This is a genomic window from Rhodococcus pseudokoreensis, assembly GCF_017068395.1.
Lineage (GTDB): Bacteria > Actinomycetota > Actinomycetes > Mycobacteriales > Mycobacteriaceae > Rhodococcus_F > Rhodococcus_F pseudokoreensis.
Window position 1 is genome coordinate 7,823,499 of sequence record NZ_CP070619.1, and the last position, 19,628, is coordinate 7,843,126.

The window sequence follows — 19,628 nt, forward strand, 5'->3', positions numbered from 1 at the left end:
ATGGGATACGACGCGCAGTTCCGGGTATGGCGCGGCGACGCCGACGGCGGAGACCTCGAGGACTACTCCATCCCCGTCAACGAGGGTGAGGTGGTGCTCGACATCATCCACCGGTTGCAGGCGACGCAGACTCCGGACCTCGCGGTGCGGTGGAACTGCAAGGCGGGCAAGTGCGGGTCGTGCTCCGCGGAGATCAACGGTCAGCCGCGGCTGATGTGCATGACCCGGATGTCGACGTTCACGGAGGACGAGGTGGTGACGGTGACGCCGCTGCGGGCGTTCCCCGTCATCCGCGACCTCGTCACCGATGTGTCGTTCAACTACGAGAAGGCCAGGGAGATCCCGTCGTTCACCCCGCCGCCGGGACTCGGGCCGGGTGAGTACCGGATGCAGCAGATCGACGTCGAACGGTCGCAGGAATTCCGTAAATGCATCGAATGCTTCCTCTGCCAGAACACGTGCCACGTCATCCGTGATCACGACGACAACAAGCCGGCGTTCTCCGGGCCCCGATTCTTCATCCGCGTCGCCGAACTGGAGATGCATCCACTCGACACGGCGGACCGTCGTGACGCGGCGCAGGAAGACTTCGGTCTCGGACTGTGCAACATCACCAAGTGCTGCACCGAGGTGTGCCCCGAGGGGATCAAGATCACCGACAACGCCATCATTCCGATGAAGGAGCGGGTGGTCGACCGGCGGTACGACCCGATCGTCTGGTTGGGCAACAAGCTGCGGCGTCGCCGCCCGTGAGTACTTGTTAACCGCGGGCGGTTAACAAGTACTCACGGGTGCGTCAGCGCACAGAGTGGAGGTTGCGGGCGGTGGGCGACTTCTCGACCGATTCGGGGTCCGGGTCGGTGCCGAGGATGCGGTCGGCGGTTCCCGAGGTGGTGACGGTGAACCAGTAGTGCTCGTTCTTGTAGTGGTGATGGCGGTGGTTACGCCAGATCGCGCGGTACAGGCGGGAGTTCGGCTTGTAGTCGCTGTGGATGAGGTAGTGCGTCCATTCGTAGAGGACGCCGAGGACGCTCAGCACCACGAGGAACGTCAGCCCGAGTCCCGTGCGGGTGAACGCGAATAGCGCGAGCGCCACGAGAACCGGGATCAGCCATGTCAGGGTTTGCCACGGAATGAAGACGAGCGGCACGTCGCGGGGATCGACGTGGTGTTCGCGATGCTTCCGGGCGAGCAGCGAATCGACGGTCAGGCCCAGGACCTTCCGGGGCTTCCAGTGCAGGATGCAGACGTGGATGACCCATTCGGCGAACGGGAACACCGCCAGCATCACCAGCGGCACGGCGGCGTCGGTGACCTGAAAGTCGCCGACGACGACGCGGGCGACCACGGCAGCAACGAGCATGCCGCCGATCATCCACGGTGAGGGGTGGCGGCGGAACTGGTCCGCGGCGTCGCGGAGGGTGATAGACCTGCGCTGGCGGCGATCTGCGGGAGGTGTCGTGGTCATGTGTCCTTCTCCGAATCGTGTTGTTGCAGTGTGTCGATCACGGCGGTCACGGCCGCCGTCCCGAGGTCGAGCAGGGTGGCGGCGGTGTGTGCCGCGAGGTCTGCGTCGTGGGTGGAGATAGCGTCCGCAAGCTGGTGGTACAGGTCGGTGCGGCCGACCTCCGCGACCATGACGGCGGCCATCGCCGTCATGGTCGGTTCGTAGGCGTTGCGGAGGCTGTTGAAGATGAGCCGGAACGCGATGGAATCGGCCGTGTCGACCACGCGTTCCCAGAACGCGAGCGCGGCGACCTGCTGCGCGACCGGATCACTCTCGGCAGCAAGGTGATCCACGGCCTCCCGCAGAGCGGTGCCCGACTTCTCGGTCGCCCGGTCCGCGGCGAGCCGGGCGACCTGCACGCCGATCATCCGCCGGGCCTCGAGCACGCTGCGGACCACCGCCCAGTCGGGGACGCCGCCGCGGATCAGCAGCTGGGACAGCAGTTCGGGCCCGCCGTGCTGCCGGAAGTCGCGGACCGAGGTGGCGTCGCCCTGCCGGACCTCGACGAGTCCGGCCTGCGCGAGTTTCTGGATCGCCTCCCGGACCGCGGGCCGTGACACCCCGAACGCCTCGGCCAGGCGCCGCTCGCTGGGCAGGGCCTCGCCGGGGCCGAGGTCGCCGCCGAGTACGCGCGCGGTGATCTGGTCGAAGACTTCGGTGGAGGCGGATTTCCGCGCGATCGGCTCGAACATCATGACTTCGACACTAGAACGGCTACAGGTAAGAGGTCAAGTGGTCTTACCAGTGATTGTCAGCTGAACAGGCTCCGGACGAACGCGGTGGTGTCGGGCAGGGACGCGGGCATGGTGGTGAGGTGGCCGGTCGGATACGTCCGGAAGAGGAACTGCTGCCCGTTCGCGGCGAGGTCGGCGGTGAACTTCCAGGTCAGAGGGATGGGGACGACGTCGTCGAACAGTCCCTGACCGATGAACAGCGGCCGGTCGTAGCCCCGGACGGGGACCCCGAGCGTGGTGCGCAGCGCCGCCAGGATCGCCGGATCGTCGAGGGGGCGCGACATCAACTGTCCGATGGAGATGCCCGCGAGTTGCGGGGCCGCCTCCTCGTAGCAGAGCGACTCGACCCGATTGAGGACGTCCAGGCCGAGCGGGGTGAGGTAGCTGTCGACGTCCAGGTCGGGCCGCGACGCGCGCAGTCCCGCGAGCGCGTACGCCACGAACACCGTGCTCCCGGTGAGGGGAATCTGCGGGAAACCGGGGCCGACGAGCGGCGCGAGGTTCTCGAGATTGGACGGGGCGCCGGTGGCGACGGTGCCGCGGAAGTCGAGATCGGGTGCGTAGGTGGTGGCCATCGAGGCGGCGACGAGTGCGGCGTGGCCGCCCTGCGATTGACCGATCGCGACCCACCGGTTCGACAGGGACGGCGTGACGGCCCGCGCCGCGCGCACCATGTCGATCACACTGTGCGCCTCGGTCGGACCGTCCAGGTACGGGTGCACGCCGGGTGTGCCGAGACCGACGTAATCCGTTGCGACGATGGCGTAACCCTGATCGAGCCAGGCCTGAACGTACGGTCCGGCGATTTTCCCCGTCACCGTCGGCGCGCACGCGTCCGCGATGCCGACCGTTCCGTGGGCCCAGGACACCACGGGCCACCCGCCGGGCGGCGCGTCACCGGGTGGCAGCAGGACTGCGCCGGTGCTGAGCGCGGGTTCGTTCATCGGCCCCGTCGTCCAGTACGTGACGTAGGTGGCCTCGGCGGCACCCGCGGGCCGCGTGTCCGGCGCCACCGGCGTCACGGCGACGACGGCACCGGGATCGCCCTCCGCGGTCTGCGCGGGCGCCGGAGTGGGCGCACCGAAGAGCGACAGTGCGAGTGCCGCCGCGAGGACCGTTCCGGCGCGGCGGCCGAGCGAAGACGTCATCGCGTCCGTCCCTGGGCCGTCGGAGGCGCCGCGCGGCCCGCGAGTGGCCGGCGCGGCGTCCACTCAATTGTGCCCGCTCAGGGGTGGTGGGCGGAGTCTTTCAGTCGCGCGCGAATTCCGTCCACGAACAGCGACAACCCGAAGTCGAACCGGACCGCCGGATCGCCGTCGAGAAGATCCTCGTCGTACGCCGCGATCTGCGACTGCGGGGCGTCGGGGGAGAGCGCGGCGCGGGTGAGGGCGCCCGCCGATTCCATCTGCGCCCGCGACTGCTCGTCGACGGTGTGGCCGAGGACGTAGTACAGCAGGGAGTAGGACGACAGTTCGGCGTGTTCGCGGGACAGCCCGGATCGCAGACCCACTGCGGCGAAGCTTTCCCGGACCCGGGAGTTGGTCATGCGTGACGCGTAGGTGGCGGAGACCAATTCGGCGCCGTCGCGGTGGGCGAGCAGCGCGGTGCGGAGCCGGTGGGCCAGTTCGGTGAACTCCGCGTCCCAGCCGGGCGCCGTGACCGGGGCGTCGACGTCTTCGAGGATCTTGTCGGCGAGGGCCCCGAGCAACGTCTGCTTGTTGGGGAAATGCCAGTACAGGGCGCCGGGCTGTACGCCGAGGGCCGTTGCGAGTCTGCGCATCGTGAGGTCGGCGAGGCCGAACTCGTCGAGGATGGCCATTGCGCCGTCGAGTACGTCGCCGCGTCGCAATTGCACTGTGTGATCTCCCAATCTCGTCGAAAAGCTTGCTCCGGCTTTGACAGTATTCCATCACGGATCTAACGTGAACACCGTTCAACTTGTACGGTGTTCAATTTTTCGGTTCCGTCGACTCACGGCACGTGATCGGCCCGTTTTCCAGGAGATGCGTGTGACCTCGGCCCCGGTACAGACAGACATCCTCGCCCTCGCGCGTGAGCAGGTTCTCGAGCGCGGCGAAGCGCTGAACGAGAGCCAGGTGCTCGAAGTCCTGCAACTTCCCGACGACCGGCTCGAGGACCTGCTCGCCCTCGCCCACGACGTGCGGATGAAGTGGTGCGGCCCCGAGGTCGAGGTCGAGGGCATCATCAGCCTCAAGACCGGCGGCTGCCCCGAGGACTGCCACTTCTGCTCGCAGTCGGGGCTGTTCCAGTCGCCGGTGCGCGCGGCATGGCTCGACATCCCCTCGCTCGTCGAGGCCGCCAAGCAGACCGCCAAGTCCGGCGCCAGCGAATTCTGCATCGTCGCCGCCGTCCGCGGGCCCGACGAGCGGCTGCTCGCCCAGGTCGCCGCCGGAATCGAGGCGATCCGCAACGAGGTCGACATCCAGATCGCCTGCTCGCTGGGCATGCTCACCCAGGAGCAGGTCGACCAGCTCGCCGCGATGGGAGTGCACCGCTACAACCACAACCTCGAGACGTCGAAGTCCCACTTCCCGAACGTCGTCACCACCCACACGTGGGACGAACGCTGGAACACACTCCGCATGGTCCGCGAGGCCGGCATGGAGGTGTGCTGCGGCGGCATCCTCGGCATGGGTGAGAGCCTCGAGCAGCGCGCCGAGTTCGCCGCCAACCTGGCGGAACTCGAACCCGACGAGGTCCCGCTCAACTTCCTCAACCCGCGTCCGGGAACCCCGTTCGGCGACCTCGAGGTGCTGCCGGCGAGCGAGGCCCTCAAGTCGGTGGCCGCCTTCCGGCTCGCGCTGCCGCGCACCATCCTCCGCTTCGCAGGTGGCCGCGAGATCACCCTCGGCGACCTCGGGGCCAAGCAGGGCATCCTCGGCGGCATCAACGCCGTCATCGTCGGCAACTACCTGACGACCCTCGGCCGCCCGGCCGAACAGGACCTCGACCTGCTCGTCGATCTGCAGATGCCGATCAAGGCCCTGAACGACACCCTGTGACGACCATGGAGACGACCGCGGGCGACGCCGACGGTCTGGAGGAGCGCTACAACCCGTACACCGGCCGCCGCGTGGTGGCCGGTGTGGACGACGCCGTGCCCACCGCCGCGCAGCTCGGGCTGGAACCGCCCCGCTTCTGCGAGGCGTGCGGCCGCCGGATGGTGGTGCAGATCAGCCCCGATGGCTGGTGGGCGAAATGTTCCCGCCACGGTGTGTTCGACTCGATCTACCGCGGACGGCGGTAGCGTCGAACGTGTGACCACGCTCCCGCGCTTCAGGCTTCGATCTGCCGCCGGAATCTTCTGCGGGACGGTGGTGGCGAGCGCGCTCGCCGGGGTGCTGTGGGGACTCCTGGCACCACCCGAACATCTGCTGGTGGTGTCCCCCGACCGCGGGGTGTCGCTGACCGGGGAGAGCGTCCACCGGTTCGACGCGATCGGGATGTTCGCGTGTGCCGGCCTGGTGGTCGGCATCCTCACCGCGGTCGCGGCGTGGACGGCGCGGAAAAGTCGCGGTCCCGTGGCGCTGGGCGCCGTACTCTCCGGCAGCGTGGTCGGGGCCTGCGTGATGGCCCTCGGCGGCATCGGCGTGGCGGCCCTGCGCTTCCCCGACCCCGACACCTCGACCGCCGGCGCCGTCGTCGCGGTCGCGCCGGGGATCGGGACCCCGCTGGTGCTGATCTTCCAGCCGCTCGTCGCGTGCGTCGTGACGTTGGTGCTCGCCGCGCTCAACCCGTACGACGATCTCGGTGTCGGCGATGGGCCGGTCGAACTCGACGAGCCGGAAGAGCGCGACGCGACCGTTACTTCGTGACCGAGGCTCGCATTCGTATGTCGCCGAGCAGGCGCCCGCTGGCGAGAGCGCCGATGCGGCGGGTCGCGAAGCGGGTGCTCACCGACGACACCCAGTTCATCAGCCCGGAGACGACGCTCGGCGGTGTGCTGCGCCGGTCCAGCGCCCGCAGCGCCGTCGCGACCACCTGGTCCGCGGTCTGCATGCGGCCGACGGCGGCGTCCTCGGAGCCGACGACGTCGAAGAACTCGGTGCGGGTGGGGCCCGGGCAGACGGCGAGCACGGTGAGGCCGGTGCCTCTCGCCTCCGCCCACAACGCCTCCGTGAAGTTCAGGACGAACGCCTTCGTCGCCCCGTAGACGGCCATACCCGGAGTCGGCTGGAACGCCGCGGTGCTCGCCACGTTGACGAGTGCGCCGCGCCCGCGGAGCAGGTCGGGCAGGAACGTGTGCGACAACTCGACGAGGGTGGTGACGTTGAGCTGGATCTCGGAGGTCAACCGGTCCAGGTCGGCGGACGCGAAATCTCCGTGCGTCCCGAATCCGGCGTTGTTGACGAGCGAGTCGACGCGGATGTCGCGCGCGGCGAGTTCGCTGCGCAACCGCGCGCCTGCGCCGGGTGCCGCGAGGTCGAACGGGAGCACGGTGACCGTCACGTGGTGTGCGGCGCGGAGTTCGGCGGCGAGTTGTTCGAGCCGGTCGGCGCGCCGCGCGACGAGGACGAGGTCGGCGCCGCGCCCGGCGAAGCGACGGGCGAATTCGGCACCGAGGCCCGCGCTCGCGCCGGTGATGAGGACGGTGGTTCCGGATGCGTCGAAAGGCATGTCTGCTCCTAGCGGTGGGGTGATCCCGAATGTAGTCAGTGCCATCTATGTAGTCAATGACAACATTTTGCTAGGCTTGCGCCGTGTCCGCCGCCGAACAGCCCTACCACCACGGGAGTCTTCGCCAGGTGCTGCTCGCACGCGCCGAGAGCACCCTCGAGCGGGACGGCGTCGACGGCCTGTCCCTGCGACAGCTCGCCCGTGAGGCCGGGGTCAGTCACGCCGCACCGAGCAAGCACTTCCGCGACCGTCAAGCGCTGCTCGACGCACTCGCCGAATCCGGTTTCCGGCGGCTCACCGCCGCCCTCGAATGCGCGGTCGACCAGGCCGAACCCCACGCCCGGGCTCGCTTCGCGGCGCTCGCCGACGCCTACGTGACCTTCGCGCTCGCGCACCGGGAGTTGCTGGCCCTGATGTACGGCAACAAGCACGCGCCCGGAGCCGCCTCCCAGGTCGTGGAGGCGGGCCACACCTCGATGGACCTGACGGTCCGGATCGTCACCGAGGCCCAGGCCGCGGGCGACATCGGACCCGGGGACGCCTCGCGCATCGCCCTCGTCGCGTTCGCCACCTTCCACGGGATCGCGACCCTCGCCGCCGGCGGGATGCTCGACGACGCGCCGGTGGACGAAGTGGTCACCGCCGCATCCGACACGTTCTGGCGGGGTCTCGCCCGGGCGTGACGCGGCTCCCGGCGATCTCACAGCGCACTCCCGTCGCAGTCTCGAGTATCGGCGCTTACCTGGAGTCGGAAATGTCGATCCCCCAGGAGGCGAAGATGATGCGTACCGACGAAGCCGGCTCGGCCCGTGGTGTCGTGGTGGTGACTGCCGCAGGCAGCGAGCAGGGCAGGCGCACCGCGCAGGAGTTGCTCGATTCGGGCTGGTGCGTCGCGGTCACCGCACGCACGGTCGTGGAACTGGCCCGGATCATGCCGGGCATGTCCGGTCACCGGCTGCTCGCGGTTGCCGCCGATCCGTCCGACCCCCGCCAGGTCGAGCAGCTGCTCGACCGCGTTCTCGGCCGCTTCGGCCGCATCGATTCGGTGCTCGGCGCGGAGCCGTCGGTCGCGGCGGCGTGGCGGCGGCGCACCTCGCAGGAGGGTGAAATCGCGGCCGCCTGACGGCCGGATTCAGCTCGGCGGCCGGAGCGCCGCGAACTCGTCCGTCACCCGCAGGGTGGAGTCGGTGAACCGGTAGAGGGCGGCCGGGCGACCGCCGGTGCGGCCGGACGGTGCCGTGTTGCCGGTGGGGGTCAGCACCCCGCGGCGTCCGAGGACGCGCTGGAGGTTGGTCGCATCCACCTGGTAACCGAGTGCGGCGCAGTAGATCTCGCGCAGCGTCGACATGGAGAACTCGTCGGGCGCCAGCCCGAACGCGATGTTGGTGTAGGAGAGCTTGGCGGCGAGGCGGGTCCGGGCGTGCCGGACGACGGTGCCGTGGTCGAACGCCATCTCGGGCAGCGCCGACACTGGATGCCACGCGGTGTCCGGCGGCAGCTGCGGGTCGGCGGGGAGGGGGACGAGCCCGAGGAACGTCGACGCGATGGTGCGCGGTCCGGGCACCCGCCGCGGATCGCTGAACACCGAGAGCTGCTCGAGGTGGGAGACCTCCTGCACGTCCACCTTCTCGGCCAGCTGGCGTCGCGCGGACGTCGTGAGGTCCTCGTCCTCGTGGAGGAGTCCGCCGGGCAGCGACCACGCGCCGGCCTGTGGATCGAGGGCCCGTTGCCACAGCAGCACGGCGAGCTCTCCGGTGCCCCCCGCGTGACGCATATCACCGCTGTGACCTGCATCGATATAGCCGGGGAAGTGGCGAACCTGGAACACCGCGGTAAGCACTTCATGCGTGGTGTTACTATTGGGCATGTTTTCGATCCTAAGTCGAAAACCTCGATTTCGGAAATTCGGGCCAGCCCGCCCGAGTTCACGGTGAAGGAGCAAGCCATGACGACCACGACGTTGTGGGCGGGTACCAACCCGCAGATTCAGGACGGTCCCGGCGGTTACGCGGGCGTCGAGGCGAGCGAAGAGTGGGCTGCCGAGATCAAACGGCTGGCACGCGAGCGGGGAGCGACGCTCCTCGCGCACAACTACCAGCTGCCCGCCATCCAGGACGTGGCCGACCACGTCGGCGACTCCCTGGCACTCTCGCGCATCGCGGCGGAGGCCCCCGAGGACACGATCGTGTTCTGCGGGGTGCACTTCATGGCCGAGACCGCGAAGATCCTCAGCCCCGCCAAGACGGTGCTGATCCCGGACGAGCGCGCGGGCTGCTCACTGGCCGACTCGATCACCGCCGATCAGCTGCGCGAGTGGAAGGCCGAGTACCCCGACGCCGTCGTCGTGTCGTACGTCAACACCACCGCCGAGGTGAAGGGTCTGACAGACATCTGCTGCACGTCGTCCAACGCCGTCGACGTGGTCGCGTCGATCGACCCCGACCGCGAGGTCCTGTTCCTGCCCGACCAGTTCCTCGGCGCCCACGTCAAGCGCGTCACCGGTCGCAAGAACATGCAGATCTGGGCCGGCGAGTGCCACGTCCACGCCGGCATCAACGGCGACGAGCTCACCGCGCAGGCCAAGGCGCACCCCGGTGCCGAACTGTTCGTCCACCCCGAATGCGGTTGCGCCACCTCGGCGCTCTACCTCGCCGGCGAGGGATTCGTGCCCGAGGACAAGGTGAAGATCCTGTCGACGGGCGGCATGCTCGACGCCGCGCGCGCCACCGGGGCCAAGCAGGTTCTCGTGGCCACCGAGGTCGGGATGCTGCACCAGCTGCGCAAGGCCGCGCCGGAGGTCGACTTCCAGGCCGTCAACGACCGCGCGTCCTGCCCGTACATGAAGATGATCACCCCCGCCGCCCTGCTCCGCTGCCTGCTCGAGGGCAAGGACGAGGTTCACGTCGATCTCGCGACCGCCGAGCGTGCCCGCAAGTCGGTGCAGCGGATGATCGAGATCGGAAACCCGGGCGGCGGCGAGTGAGCAGCCCGGCCCGGGGGATTTCCTGGGAAGAGCACGCCGACCTCGTCGTGGTGGGCGGTGGTGTGGCCGGACTGACGGCCGCACGCACCGCCTCGCTGCGCGGGCTGACCGTGCTCACCGTCAGCAAGGGTGGGGCGACGGACACCGCGACGCAGTACGCGCAGGGCGGCATCGCCGTGGTCGGTGACGCCGTCACCGATTCGGTGGACTCGCACGTGGCCGACACGTGCGAGGCCGGTGTCGGCCTCTGTGACGAGGACGCCGTGCGGTCGATCGTGGCCGGCGGCCGCGACGCCGTGGCCGCGCTGACCGATCTGGGTGCGGTGTTCGACCGCGGCCGCGACGGCGCCGTGTCACGCACCCGCGAGGGCGGGCACAGCACCCGGCGGATCATCCACGCCGGCGGCGACGCCACCGGTGCGGAGGTCCAGCGCGCACTGGGTGCGGCCGGGCTTCCGGTCCTGTTCGACAGTTCCGCCGTCCGCGTGCTCACCGATGCGCGCGGCGTCACCGGGGTTCTCGTCGACTCCCCGCGCGGACTCGGCGTGATCCACACACCCGCCGTCCTCCTGGCGACCGGCGGACTCGGGCAGCTGTACGCCTGCAGCACCAACCCGCCCGGCGCCACCGCCGACGGCATCGCGCTCGCACTCGACGCGGGCGCGGCCGTCGCCGATCTCGAGTTCGTGCAGTTCCACCCGACCGTGCTGTTCACCCCCGGCGGTCTCGGCCGGCGTCCGCTGATCAGCGAGGCCGTCCGCGGCGAGGGCGCGATCCTCGTCGACGCCAACGGCGATTCGGTGACCGCAGGCGTGCATCCGCGCGGCGACCTGGCACCCCGCGACGTCGTGTCGCGGGCCATCGCGTCGCGGCTGCGGGAACTGGGACACGACCACGTCTACCTCGATGCCCGTCAGCTGTCCGGGTTCGCGCAGCGGTTCCCGACCGTGACGGCGTCCTGCCTGGAAGCCGGGATCGACCCGCGCGAACAGCTGATTCCGGTCGCGCCCGCCGCGCACTACTCGTGCGGCGGCGTGGTCACCGACGTCGACGGTCGCACCGCCGTCCCCGGCCTCTACGCGGCGGGCGAGGTGGCCCGCACCGGGCTGCACGGCGCGAACCGGCTGGCCTCCAACAGCCTCCTCGAAGGCCTGGTGGTCGGCGAACGGGCCGGCGCCGCGGCCGTCGAACGCGCCGATCTGCGCGTCGAGGCGGCCGACGCGCAGCGACGCGCACTGCCGTCCGCGCCGCGGGAACTGGTGCAAGAGTTGATGACCGGCAACGCCTCCGTCGTCCGGGACGGCGCAGGCCTCGAGGCCGTCGCCGCCGCCCTCGCCGCCGCGCCGCGCACGGTGCCCGAGGGACAGACCGCGCTCGAAGACGCCGCGCTGACCCTGACGGCGGCAGCGCTCGTGCTCGCCGCAGGCGCGCGCACCGAAAGTCGCGGATGCCACACCCGCAGCGACTACCCGGAGACGTCCGACGAGTGGCGCCGCAGCACGCACGTGCGCCTGCGCGACGGCGAACTCGAGCTTCTCCAACCCCAACTGACAGGAGTGCTGTGATGGCCGACCACGTCCTTCCCGACGGTCTGGACGCGGACGAGGTCCGCACGCTCGTGCACCTCGCGCTGGACGAGGACCTGCGGTACGGACCTGACGTGACATCCGCGTCCACGGTTCCGGCCGACGCGGTCGCCAAGGCATCCGTGGTCTCCCGCGCGCACGGCACCGTCGCCGGCCTCGACGTGGGACTGCTCGTGCTCGACGAGGTGATCGGGGCGGGCCGCTACGAGGTCCTCGACCGGGTCGCCGACGGCACGCGGATCGTGCCCGGCCAGGCCGTGCTGACGGTGTCCGCGCCCACGCAGGGGCTGCTCACCGCGGAACGGACGATGCTCAACCTGGTCTGCCACCTGTCCGGCATCGCCACCGCGACGTCCGCGTGGGTGGATGCGGTCGAGGGCACCGGGGCGAAGATCCGCGACAGCCGCAAGACGTTGCCGGGACTGCGGTCGCTGCAGAAGTACGCCGTCCGGGTGGGCGGCGGTGTCAACCACCGCATGGGGCTCGGCGACGCCGCGCTGATCAAGGACAACCACGTCGCCGCCGCGGGGTCGGTGGTGGCGGCGCTGCGGGCCGTCCGCGCCGCCGCACCGGACATCGAATGCGAGGTGGAGGTCGACAGCCTCGCGCAACTCGACGAGGTACTTGCCGAGAACGTGGAACTGGTGCTCCTCGACAACTTCCCGCTGTGGCAGACCCAGATCGCGGTGCAGCGCCGCGACGCGAACGCCCCCGCCACCAAGCTCGAATCGTCGGGCGGTCTCACGCTGGACGTCGCGGCCGAGTACGCCGCGACCGGAGTCGACTACCTCGCGGTCGGTGCACTCACCCATTCGGTGACCGTGCTGGATCTCGGCCTCGACATGTGACCCCACCTGTGAGTACTTATTAACCGCCGGCGGTTAATAAGTACTCACAGGTCAGACGGCACGGCGAATCGTCGCCAGGAACGTGGCCGCGACGAAGAACAACCCGGAGAACGTCCGGTTGGTGGTCCGCTGCTGGCGCGGTGAGCGCATCAGCCGCAGGACTTTCGACGCGAGCCCGGTGTAGCCGGTCATGACGACGACGTCGACCGCGACCATGGTGGCGGCGATGATCAGGTACTGGGGGAGCAGCGGCGCCGACGGGGTGATGAACTGCGGGAGCACCGCCAGCATGAAGACGACGGCCTTGGGGTTGCTGGCGTTGACGAGGAAACCGCGCAGCGTCATCGCGGGTCCGCTGGTCTCGGCGACCTCACCGTCGACCCCGGACACGTCGGTCGCGCTCGCCCGCCACTGCCGGACGCCGAGATACACCAGGTAGGCGACGCCGAACCACTTGATCACCGTGAACGCGAGGGTCGAGTTCGCGAGCAGCGCCCCGAGCCCGGCGGCGACCACCGCGATCTGCAGCAGCAAACCCAGTTGGAGACCGGCGATGTTCCAGTAGCCGCGCCGCAGCCCGAATCGCATTCCGGTGGCCATCGACGCGATCGCACCGGCGCCCGGCGACAAACTGATCACGCACGACGCCCCGAGCACTGCACACCACATCTGCCACGACACGTGGTGATCGTACGTCGCGTCCCGCCGTGTTCCGGTTACGGGGGATTCGTGCAGCTGAGGGGCGGATCGACGAGGGAGCAGACCCCGGCGCGACGGCCGGGTTCGTAGCCTTGTGGGAGCCCGTTCGCGACGACGTCCCGGTAGGTCGCCACCGCATCGGTCGGCCGCCGGGTGAGGGTGGGATCGGTCAGCGCGTCGACGGTGAACAGGCCGAACCGGGGACGGAACGTGCCCCATTCGTAATTGTCGGTGATCGACCAGTAGTTGTATCCGATCACCGGTGCGCCGTCGGCCCGCGCCCGCTCCATCCAGTAGAGGTGGTCGCGGAGATGATCGGACCGGGTGTAGCCATCCGGGCGCGGTGTCCCGTCGTCGGTGGGCATGCCGTTCTCCACGACGTACAGCGGCAGTCCCGGGAACTTGCGGGTGTACCGCATCAGGGCGTGGTAGATGCCGTCCGGCTGGGGACTGATGTCGTAGAACGCGTCGGTGACCGCGTTCACCGCGGTGAGGTTGTCGAGGGAGAGCCCGTAGTAGTAGTCGACGCCGAGGAAGTCGAGTTTGTCGCGGACGCGGTCGACGAACGTGGCGTCGAGCGCGTCCATGGCGGCCGGGACGTAGGCGAGGTTGCTGCTGACCCGGGCGCCCGGATCGATCCCGTGGATCAGGTCGTACGCGCGGCGGTGGACCTCGACGAGCCGGTCGAGCATCTGCGGCGCCCGGTCGGGGCCGATGCCGCCGAACGTCAGCTCCTTCTGCACGTACACGGTCGGCTCGTTGATCGTGATCCAGATCGCGCCCACACCGGCATAGCGCTCGACCACTTTCTGCGCGTTCGCGAGCCAGTCGTCGACGATCTCCGGGTTCGCCCACCCGCCCCGGTCCGCGACCCACCCCGGGTACACCCAGTGGTCGAGCGTGATCATCGGGGTCATGCCGTGGCCGGTGATCTCGCGGACGACGTCGTCGTAGTACCGCAGCTCGGTCTCGTCCCACACGCCCGGCGCGGGCTGCAGTCGTGCCCACTCGACGCCGAACCGGAACACGTCGACACCCAGATCCGCGGCGCGGGTGATGTCCTCGCTGTGCCGGTGCCGGAAGTCGACGGAGTTTCCGATCGCGTCGTGGGTACGGCCGGAGTCGGAATACCGGCGCCAGTTGCTGTCCGGGGAGGAACCCTCCGACTGGAACCCGGACGTCGCCACGCCCCACAGGAAGTCGCCGGGGAGAGGGTCGGCGTGCACCGCGGCGGCGGGGCTCAGCAAGCACAGTAGAACCGCGCCGGCACCCAGGAGTCGCGAGGGAGTCCGCACCGGCCGAACAGTAGCGGAAACGCTGTCCCGAGTGCGCACATTGGGGGATACTGGCGAGTAGGACTACCCGCCAGTAGGAGGCGCGTCATGGTCGACACCTCAGCTCCGAAGGTCACCGAAGAAGAAGCACGAGCAGTCGCGGAGGAGGCGAGGGAATCCGGCTGGGACAAACCCTCCTTCGCGAAAGAACTGTTTCTCGGACGGTTCCGGCTGGATCTGGTTCATCCCTTCCCACGGCCGGCTGCCGACGCCGCCGCCAAGGCCGAAGAATTCCTCGTCCGCCTCCGCGCATACTGCGAGGAGATGGACGGCAGCGTCATCGAAACGCAGTCCCGCATTCCCGACGAATACGTCCGCGGCCTCGCCGACCTCGGGTGCTTCGGCCTGAAGATCTCGGAGGAGTACGGCGGCCTCGGACTCTCCCAGGTCGCGTACAACCGGGCGTTGATGCTCGTCGCGTCGGTGCACCCGAGCCTCGGCGCGCTGTTGTCGGCCCATCAGTCGATCGGCGTCCCCGAACCGCTCAAGCTGGCAGGCACTCCCGAGCAGAAGCGCGAGTTCCTGCCGCGCTGCGCCCGCGGCGCCATCTCCGCCTTCCTCCTCACCGAACCCGACGTCGGGTCCGACCCGGCGCGGCTGGCGTCGTCGGCGGTACCCATCGAGGGCGGTGCCGCCTACGAATTGGACGGCGTGAAGCTGTGGACGACCAACGGCGTCGTCGCGGAACTGCTCGTCGTCATGGCGCGGGTACCGAAGAGCGAAGGCCATCGCGGCGGCATCTCCGCGTTCGTCGTCGAAGCGGACACCCCGGGCATCACCGTGGAACGGCGCAACGCGTTCATGGGACTGCACGGGATCGAGAACGGCGTCACCCGCATGTACAAGGTGCGCGTTCCGCGGGAGAACCTGATCGGGCGGGAGGGCGACGGACTCAAGATCGCACTCACCACCCTCAACGCCGGCCGGCTGGCGATTCCGGCGATGTGCGCGGGCGCAGGCAAGTGGTCGCTGAAGATCGCCCGCGAATGGTCCGGCGTCCGCGTCCAATGGGGCAAAGCGATCGCCGAGCATGCGGCCGTCGCCAACAAGCTGTCGTTCATGGCCGCGACCACGTACGCGCTCGAGGCGGTGGTGGACCTGTCGGCGCAGATGAACGACGAGGGTCGCAACGACATCCGGATCGAGGCGGCGCTCGCCAAGCTGTGGTCGTCCGAGATGGCCTGCGTCATCTCCGACGAGCTGATCCAGGTCCGCGGCGGTCGCGGATACGAGACGGCGGCGTCGCTGGCCGCCCGCGGTGAACGGGCGGTGCCGGTGGAACAGCTGGACCGCGACCTGCGCATCAACCGGATATTCGAGGGGTCGAGCGAGATCATGCGGTTGCTGGTCGCGCGCGAGGCCGTGGACGCGCACCTCACGGCGGCGGGCGATCTCGCCGACCCGCACGCCGACACCGGTGCGAAGGCCCGGGCGGCGGCCAAGGCGAGCGGCTTCTACGCGAAGTGGCTGCCGCAACTCGTCGCGGGCAAGGGGCAGGTGCCGACGTCGTTCGGCGAATTCGGCGTCCTGGCCAAGCACCTGCGTTTCGTCGAACGGCACTCCCGGAAGCTGGCCCGCTCCACGTTCTACGGGATGGCCCGGTGGCAGGCCGCACTGGAGAAGCAGCAGGGCTTCCTCGGCCGGGTCGTGGATATCGGCGCCGAACTGTTCGCGATGTCCGCCACCTGCGTCAAGGCGGAGATGCAGCGGCAGGAGAACGAGGCCGAGGGCGACGCGGCCTACGAACTCGCCGACGTGTTCTGCCGTCAGGCGGCGCTGCGGGTCGAGAAGTTGTTCGACGGTCTGTGGCACAACACCGACGACGCCGACAAGCAGGTCGCGCACTCGATCCTCGAGGGACGGTACGCGTGGCTGGAGCGGGGCGTGGTCGACCCGAGCGAAGGCACCGGTCCGTGGATCACCGAGTGGACGCCCGGCGCGTCGACCGAGGAGAACCTGGCGAGGAGGTTCCTGCACTCGACCCGGCTCTAGGCCGCCGGGTTCCCTCGCGGCCGGGGCAGCACAACGCGGCACCCGCCGGCGTCACGGCGCCGGCGGGTGCCTGTGTGCGCACGGCACCCCGGCCGAAACCCGGTCGGCCGCCGACCGGTGAAAACGGGGTGCGCCTATCCTGGATAATCGGTGTCGAGCCCTGTTCTCCGCAGAACAGTCCGCTCGTCCGAGACACCGTGTCCCGACAGTCGCAGAGAGGACCTCTCATGCTCGCCCGCACCGACCTTCGTGGTCGTACCCCTTCCACGGCCGAACTTCGCGCCGCACTTCCTCGAGGTGGAGTGGATGTGGACGCGGTCCTGCATCAGGTTCGCCCCGTCGTCGAGGCGGTCCGTGAGCGCGGCGCCGACGCGGCCCTCGAATTCAGCGAGAAGTTCGACGGCGTCCGCCCCGCGCAGGTGCGGGTGCCGCAGGCCGAACTGGACCGCGCTCTCCACGAACTGGACCCGGCCGTCCGCGCCGCGCTCGAGGTCGCGATCGAACGCACCCGCAAGGTGCACGCCGACCAGCGCCGCACCGACACCACCACCGAGGTCGTCCCGGGCGGCACCGTCACCGAACGGTGGGTGCCCGTCGACCGCGTCGGGCTGTACGTCCCGGGCGGCAACGCCGTCTACCCCTCCAGCGTCGTGATGAACGTGGTGCCCGCGCAGGCCGCCGGCGTCCGCTCGCTCGTGGTGGCGTCGCCGCCGCAGTCCGAGTTCGGCGGTCTGCCGCACCCGACCATCCTTGCCGCGGCCGCCCTGCTGGGTGTCGAAGAGGTGTGGGCCGTCGGCGGCGGTCAGGCCGTCGCGCTGCTCACCTACGGCGGCAACGACGTCACCCCGGACGGTGCCGAACTCACCCCCGTCGACCTCATCACCGGTCCCGGCAACATCTACGTCACCGCCGCCAAGCGCCTCTGCCGCGGCCTCGTCGGCATCGACGCCGAGGCGGGCCCCACCGAGATCGCGATCCTCGCCGACCACACCGCCGACCCGGTGCACGTCGCCGCCGACATGATCAGCCAGGCCGAGCACGACGTGATGGCCGCGAGCGTGCTCGTCACGTCCAGCGTCGAACTCGCCGACGCCGTCGACACCGCGCTGGTCGCGCAGCTCGAGATCACCAAGCACCGCGAGCGCGTCACCGCCGCGCTGTCCGGCACCCAGTCGGGTACCGTCCTGGTCTCCGACGTCGAGGCCGGGCTGCGGGTGGTCAACGCGTACGCCGCCGAGCACCTCGAGATCCAGACCGAGAACGCCACCGCCGTCGCCGCGAAGGTGACCAGTGCGGGCGCGGTGTTCGTCGGCCCGTGGGCGCCGGTCAGCCTCGGCGACTACTGCGCCGGGTCCAACCACGTCCTGCCCACTGCGGGCTGCGCCCGGCACTCCTCGGGGCTGAGCGTGCAGACGTTCCTGCGCGGCATCCACGTGGTCGACTACTCGGAATCCGCGCTGAAGGAGGTCTCCGGCCACGTCATCACCCTGGCGAACGCCGAGGATCTGCCCGCACACGGTGAGGCCGTGCGGCTGCGGTTCGAGGCGCTGCGGTGACCGCCGCGAACGTGCCCGGTTCGTCGATCGGGGTCGACGCCCTGCCGATCCGGGAGAATCTGCGTGGCAAGTCGGCGTACGGGGCGCCGCAGCTGACGGTCCCCGTTCAGCTGAACACCAACGAGAACCCGCACCCGCCGACGAAGGCGCTCGTCGACGACGTCGCGGAGTCCGTGCGGGAGGCCGCACGCGAACTGCACCGCTACCCGGACCGCGACGCGGTGGCCCTGCGCACCGACCTCGCCGCGTACCTCGTCCGTCAGACCGGGGTGCCGGTCACGGTCGACAACGTGTGGGCGGCCAACGGGTCCAACGAGATCCTGCAGCAGCTGCTGCAGGCGTTCGGCGGTCCCGGTCGCAGCGCGATGGGCTTCGTGCCGTCGTACTCGATGCACCCGATCATCGCGGACGGCACCGAGACCGAGTGGCTGCCGATCTTCCGGCGCGCCGACTTCGCACTCGACGTGGACGCCGCGACCGCGGCGATCGCCGAACGCCGCCCCGACGTCGTGTTCGTCACCAGCCCCAACAACCCGACCGGGCACAGCGTCGGCATCGCGGAACTGCGCCGGGTCCTCGACGCCGCGCCGGGCATCGTGATCGTCGACGAGGCGTACGCCGAATTCTCCGACGCACCGAGCGCCCTGACGTTGATCGACGAGTACCCGTCGAAGCTCGTGGTGTCGCGGACGATGAGCAAGGCCTTCGCGTTCGCCGGCGGCCGGCTCGGATATCTCGCGGCGGCACCGGCGTTCATCGAGGCGCTGCTCCTGGTCCGGTTGCCGTACCACCTGTCGGTGGTCACGCAGGCCGCTGCCCGTGCGGCGCTGCGGCACGCGAACGAGACGCTCGGCAGCGTGCACGCCCTCGCCGCGGAGCGCGTGCGGGTGTCGAAGGCATTGGAGGACACGGGGTTCCACGTCATTCCCAGCGACGCGAACTTCATCCTGTTCGGTGAGTTCACCGACAGTGCCCGCGCCTGGCAGGCCTACCTCGACCGCGGGGTGCTGATCCGGGACGTCGGGATCCCCGGATACCTGCGGGCCACCGTCGGGCTGGCCTCCGAGAACGACGCCTTCATCGTGGCGAGCGACGAGATCGCCGCCACCGAACTCACCAGCTCAGGAGACCGAGGATGACCGACCGCATCGCCCGCGTGGAACGCACCACCAAGGAATCCAGCATCACCGTCGAACTGAACCTCGACGGCACCGGGATCGTCGACGTCTCCACCGGGGTTCCGTTCTTCGACCACATGCTGACCGCGCTCGGCTCCCACGCGAGTTTCGACCTCACCGTCCACGCGAAGGGCGACATCGAGATCGAGGCGCACCACACGGTCGAGGACACGTCGATCGTGCTCGGCCAGGCGCTCGGTCAGGCCCTCGGCGACAAGAAGGGCATCCGCCGGTTCGGTGACGCGTTCATCCCGATGGACGAGACGCTCGCCCACGCGTCGGTCGACGTGTCCGGGCGCCCGTACTGCGTCCACACCGGCGAACCGGAACACCTGCTGCACGCCGTCATCGGCGGGTACCCGGGGGTGCCGTATGCGACCGTGATCAACCGGCACGTGTTCGAGTCGATCGCACTCAACGCGCGCATCGCCCTGCACGTGCGCGTGCTCTACGGGCGCGATCAGCATCACATCACCGAGGCCGAGTTCAAGGCCGTGGCCCGCGCCCTGCGCGAGGCCGTCGAACCCGATCCCCGCGTCACGGGTGTGCCGTCCACCAAGGGCAGCCTGTGAA

Annotated in this window: 21 protein-coding genes; 13 read left to right on the forward strand and 8 right to left on the reverse strand. The window is 69.7% G+C overall.

Annotated elements, in window-relative coordinates; all coding sequences use genetic code 11:
* Window positions 1–753, forward strand: a complete 753-nt coding sequence (locus JWS13_RS40975; RefSeq protein ID WP_206010862.1) for a succinate dehydrogenase/fumarate reductase iron-sulfur subunit — start codon at window positions 1–3, stop codon at window positions 751–753.
* 43 nt (window positions 754–796) lie between these two features.
* On the opposite strand, the gene JWS13_RS40980 is transcribed toward JWS13_RS40975, so the two are convergent.
* The 4 genes from JWS13_RS40980 to JWS13_RS40995 all read right to left on the reverse strand — a co-directional run bounded on the left by JWS13_RS40980 (window position 797) and on the right by JWS13_RS40995 (window position 4,096).
* On the reverse strand, window positions 797–1,468 hold the full coding sequence (locus JWS13_RS40980; RefSeq protein WP_206010863.1) for a sterol desaturase family protein: 672 nt from the start codon (window positions 1,466–1,468) through the stop codon (window positions 797–799).
* The gene (locus JWS13_RS40985) at window positions 1,465–2,202 is read right to left on the reverse strand and encodes a FadR/GntR family transcriptional regulator (RefSeq protein WP_206010864.1); all 738 of its coding nucleotides are present in this window, start codon (window positions 2,200–2,202) and stop codon (window positions 1,465–1,467) included. The genes JWS13_RS40980 and JWS13_RS40985 overlap by 4 nt, the downstream gene beginning before the upstream one ends.
* Window positions 2,203–2,258: 56 nt before the next feature.
* Window positions 2,259–3,389 carry a lipase family protein gene (locus tag JWS13_RS40990; RefSeq protein WP_206010865.1) on the reverse strand — a complete coding sequence of 377 codons (1,131 nt, stop codon included), beginning with the start codon at window positions 3,387–3,389 and terminating at the stop codon, window positions 2,259–2,261.
* 77 nt (window positions 3,390–3,466) lie between these two features.
* Window positions 3,467–4,096, reverse strand: coding sequence for a TetR/AcrR family transcriptional regulator C-terminal domain-containing protein (locus tag JWS13_RS40995; protein WP_206010866.1), 630 nt, complete (start codon window positions 4,094–4,096; stop codon window positions 3,467–3,469).
* Between the two features lie 154 nt (window positions 4,097–4,250).
* On the opposite strand from JWS13_RS40995, the gene bioB reads away from it, so the two are divergent.
* Genes bioB through JWS13_RS41010 form a run of 3 tightly spaced genes read left to right on the forward strand, consistent with a single transcriptional unit; the run spans window position 4,251 to window position 6,077 of the window.
* Window positions 4,251–5,264, forward strand: a complete 1,014-nt coding sequence (bioB, locus tag JWS13_RS41000) for a biotin synthase BioB (RefSeq protein ID WP_087556279.1) — start codon at window positions 4,251–4,253, stop codon at window positions 5,262–5,264.
* Between the two features lie 5 nt (window positions 5,265–5,269).
* Window positions 5,270–5,509 (forward strand): biotin synthase auxiliary protein BsaP, encoded by a 240-nt coding sequence (gene bsaP / locus JWS13_RS41005; RefSeq protein ID WP_206010867.1) that lies wholly within the window; start codon window positions 5,270–5,272, stop codon window positions 5,507–5,509.
* Between the two features lie 10 nt (window positions 5,510–5,519).
* A complete protein-coding gene (locus JWS13_RS41010) occupies window positions 5,520–6,077 on the forward strand; it encodes a DUF2567 domain-containing protein (RefSeq protein WP_206010868.1) in 558 nt (185 codons plus the stop codon).
* On the opposite strand, the gene JWS13_RS41015 is transcribed toward JWS13_RS41010, so the two are convergent.
* Window positions 6,067–6,879: an SDR family NAD(P)-dependent oxidoreductase gene (locus JWS13_RS41015; RefSeq protein ID WP_206010869.1), complete on the reverse strand. Its 813-nt coding sequence runs from the start codon at window positions 6,877–6,879 to the stop codon at window positions 6,067–6,069. The two genes, JWS13_RS41010 and JWS13_RS41015, sit on opposite strands and share 11 nt — an antisense overlap.
* Before the next feature lie 83 nt (window positions 6,880–6,962).
* On the opposite strand from JWS13_RS41015, the gene JWS13_RS41020 reads away from it, so the two are divergent.
* Window positions 6,963–7,562 carry a TetR/AcrR family transcriptional regulator gene (locus JWS13_RS41020; protein WP_206010870.1) on the forward strand — a complete coding sequence of 200 codons (600 nt, stop codon included), beginning with the start codon at window positions 6,963–6,965 and terminating at the stop codon, window positions 7,560–7,562.
* A gap of 71 nt (window positions 7,563–7,633) precedes the next feature.
* Window positions 7,634–8,002 carry an SDR family NAD(P)-dependent oxidoreductase gene (locus tag JWS13_RS41025; RefSeq protein WP_206010871.1) on the forward strand — a complete coding sequence of 123 codons (369 nt, stop codon included), beginning with the start codon at window positions 7,634–7,636 and terminating at the stop codon, window positions 8,000–8,002.
* 9 nt (window positions 8,003–8,011) lie between these two features.
* Here the strand turns inward: JWS13_RS41025 and JWS13_RS41030 are convergent, their stop codons facing one another.
* Window positions 8,012–8,746, reverse strand: a complete 735-nt coding sequence (locus JWS13_RS41030; protein WP_087556283.1) for an NUDIX hydrolase — start codon at window positions 8,744–8,746, stop codon at window positions 8,012–8,014.
* A 78-nt stretch (window positions 8,747–8,824) separates the two neighbouring features.
* Between JWS13_RS41030 and nadA the strand changes: the two genes are divergently transcribed.
* The 3 genes from nadA to nadC are packed head-to-tail and all read left to right on the forward strand — an operon-like array spanning window position 8,825 to window position 12,296.
* Window positions 8,825–9,862, forward strand: coding sequence for a quinolinate synthase NadA (nadA, locus tag JWS13_RS41035; protein ID WP_095865261.1), 1,038 nt, complete (start codon window positions 8,825–8,827; stop codon window positions 9,860–9,862).
* Complete coding sequence (locus JWS13_RS41040; protein WP_206010872.1) at window positions 9,859–11,427, forward strand: L-aspartate oxidase; 1,569 nt, start codon at window positions 9,859–9,861, stop codon at window positions 11,425–11,427. Before nadA ends, JWS13_RS41040 begins: the two co-directional genes overlap by 4 nt.
* Window positions 11,427–12,296, forward strand: a complete 870-nt coding sequence (gene nadC / locus JWS13_RS41045) for a carboxylating nicotinate-nucleotide diphosphorylase (protein WP_206010873.1) — start codon at window positions 11,427–11,429, stop codon at window positions 12,294–12,296. Before JWS13_RS41040 ends, nadC begins: the two co-directional genes overlap by 1 nt.
* A gap of 51 nt (window positions 12,297–12,347) precedes the next feature.
* Here the strand turns inward: nadC and JWS13_RS41050 are convergent, their stop codons facing one another.
* Window positions 12,348–12,977, reverse strand: a complete 630-nt coding sequence (locus tag JWS13_RS41050; protein WP_087556287.1) for a LysE family transporter — start codon at window positions 12,975–12,977, stop codon at window positions 12,348–12,350.
* A 35-nt stretch (window positions 12,978–13,012) separates the two neighbouring features.
* Entirely contained in the window at window positions 13,013–14,290 is a 1,278-nt protein-coding gene (locus tag JWS13_RS41055) for a glycoside hydrolase family 1 protein (protein WP_206010874.1), read from the reverse strand.
* A gap of 87 nt (window positions 14,291–14,377) precedes the next feature.
* Here JWS13_RS41055 and JWS13_RS41060 point away from each other — a divergent pair, with 87 nt between their 5' ends.
* The 4 genes from JWS13_RS41060 to hisB all read left to right on the forward strand — a co-directional run bounded on the left by JWS13_RS41060 (window position 14,378) and on the right by hisB (window position 19,627).
* Window positions 14,378–16,321 carry an acyl-CoA dehydrogenase family protein gene (locus JWS13_RS41060; protein ID WP_206010875.1) on the forward strand — a complete coding sequence of 648 codons (1,944 nt, stop codon included), beginning with the start codon at window positions 14,378–14,380 and terminating at the stop codon, window positions 16,319–16,321.
* A gap of 227 nt (window positions 16,322–16,548) precedes the next feature.
* Window positions 16,549–17,877 carry a histidinol dehydrogenase gene (gene hisD, locus JWS13_RS41065; protein WP_206010876.1) on the forward strand — a complete coding sequence of 443 codons (1,329 nt, stop codon included), beginning with the start codon at window positions 16,549–16,551 and terminating at the stop codon, window positions 17,875–17,877.
* The gene (locus JWS13_RS41070) at window positions 17,874–19,016 is read left to right on the forward strand and encodes a histidinol-phosphate transaminase (RefSeq protein WP_206010877.1); all 1,143 of its coding nucleotides are present in this window, start codon (window positions 17,874–17,876) and stop codon (window positions 19,014–19,016) included. Before hisD ends, JWS13_RS41070 begins: the two co-directional genes overlap by 4 nt.
* Window positions 19,013–19,627, forward strand: a complete 615-nt coding sequence (gene hisB, locus JWS13_RS41075; protein ID WP_005247522.1) for an imidazoleglycerol-phosphate dehydratase HisB — start codon at window positions 19,013–19,015, stop codon at window positions 19,625–19,627. Before JWS13_RS41070 ends, hisB begins: the two co-directional genes overlap by 4 nt.
* The last annotated feature ends 1 nt before the right edge of the window (window position 19,628 follow it).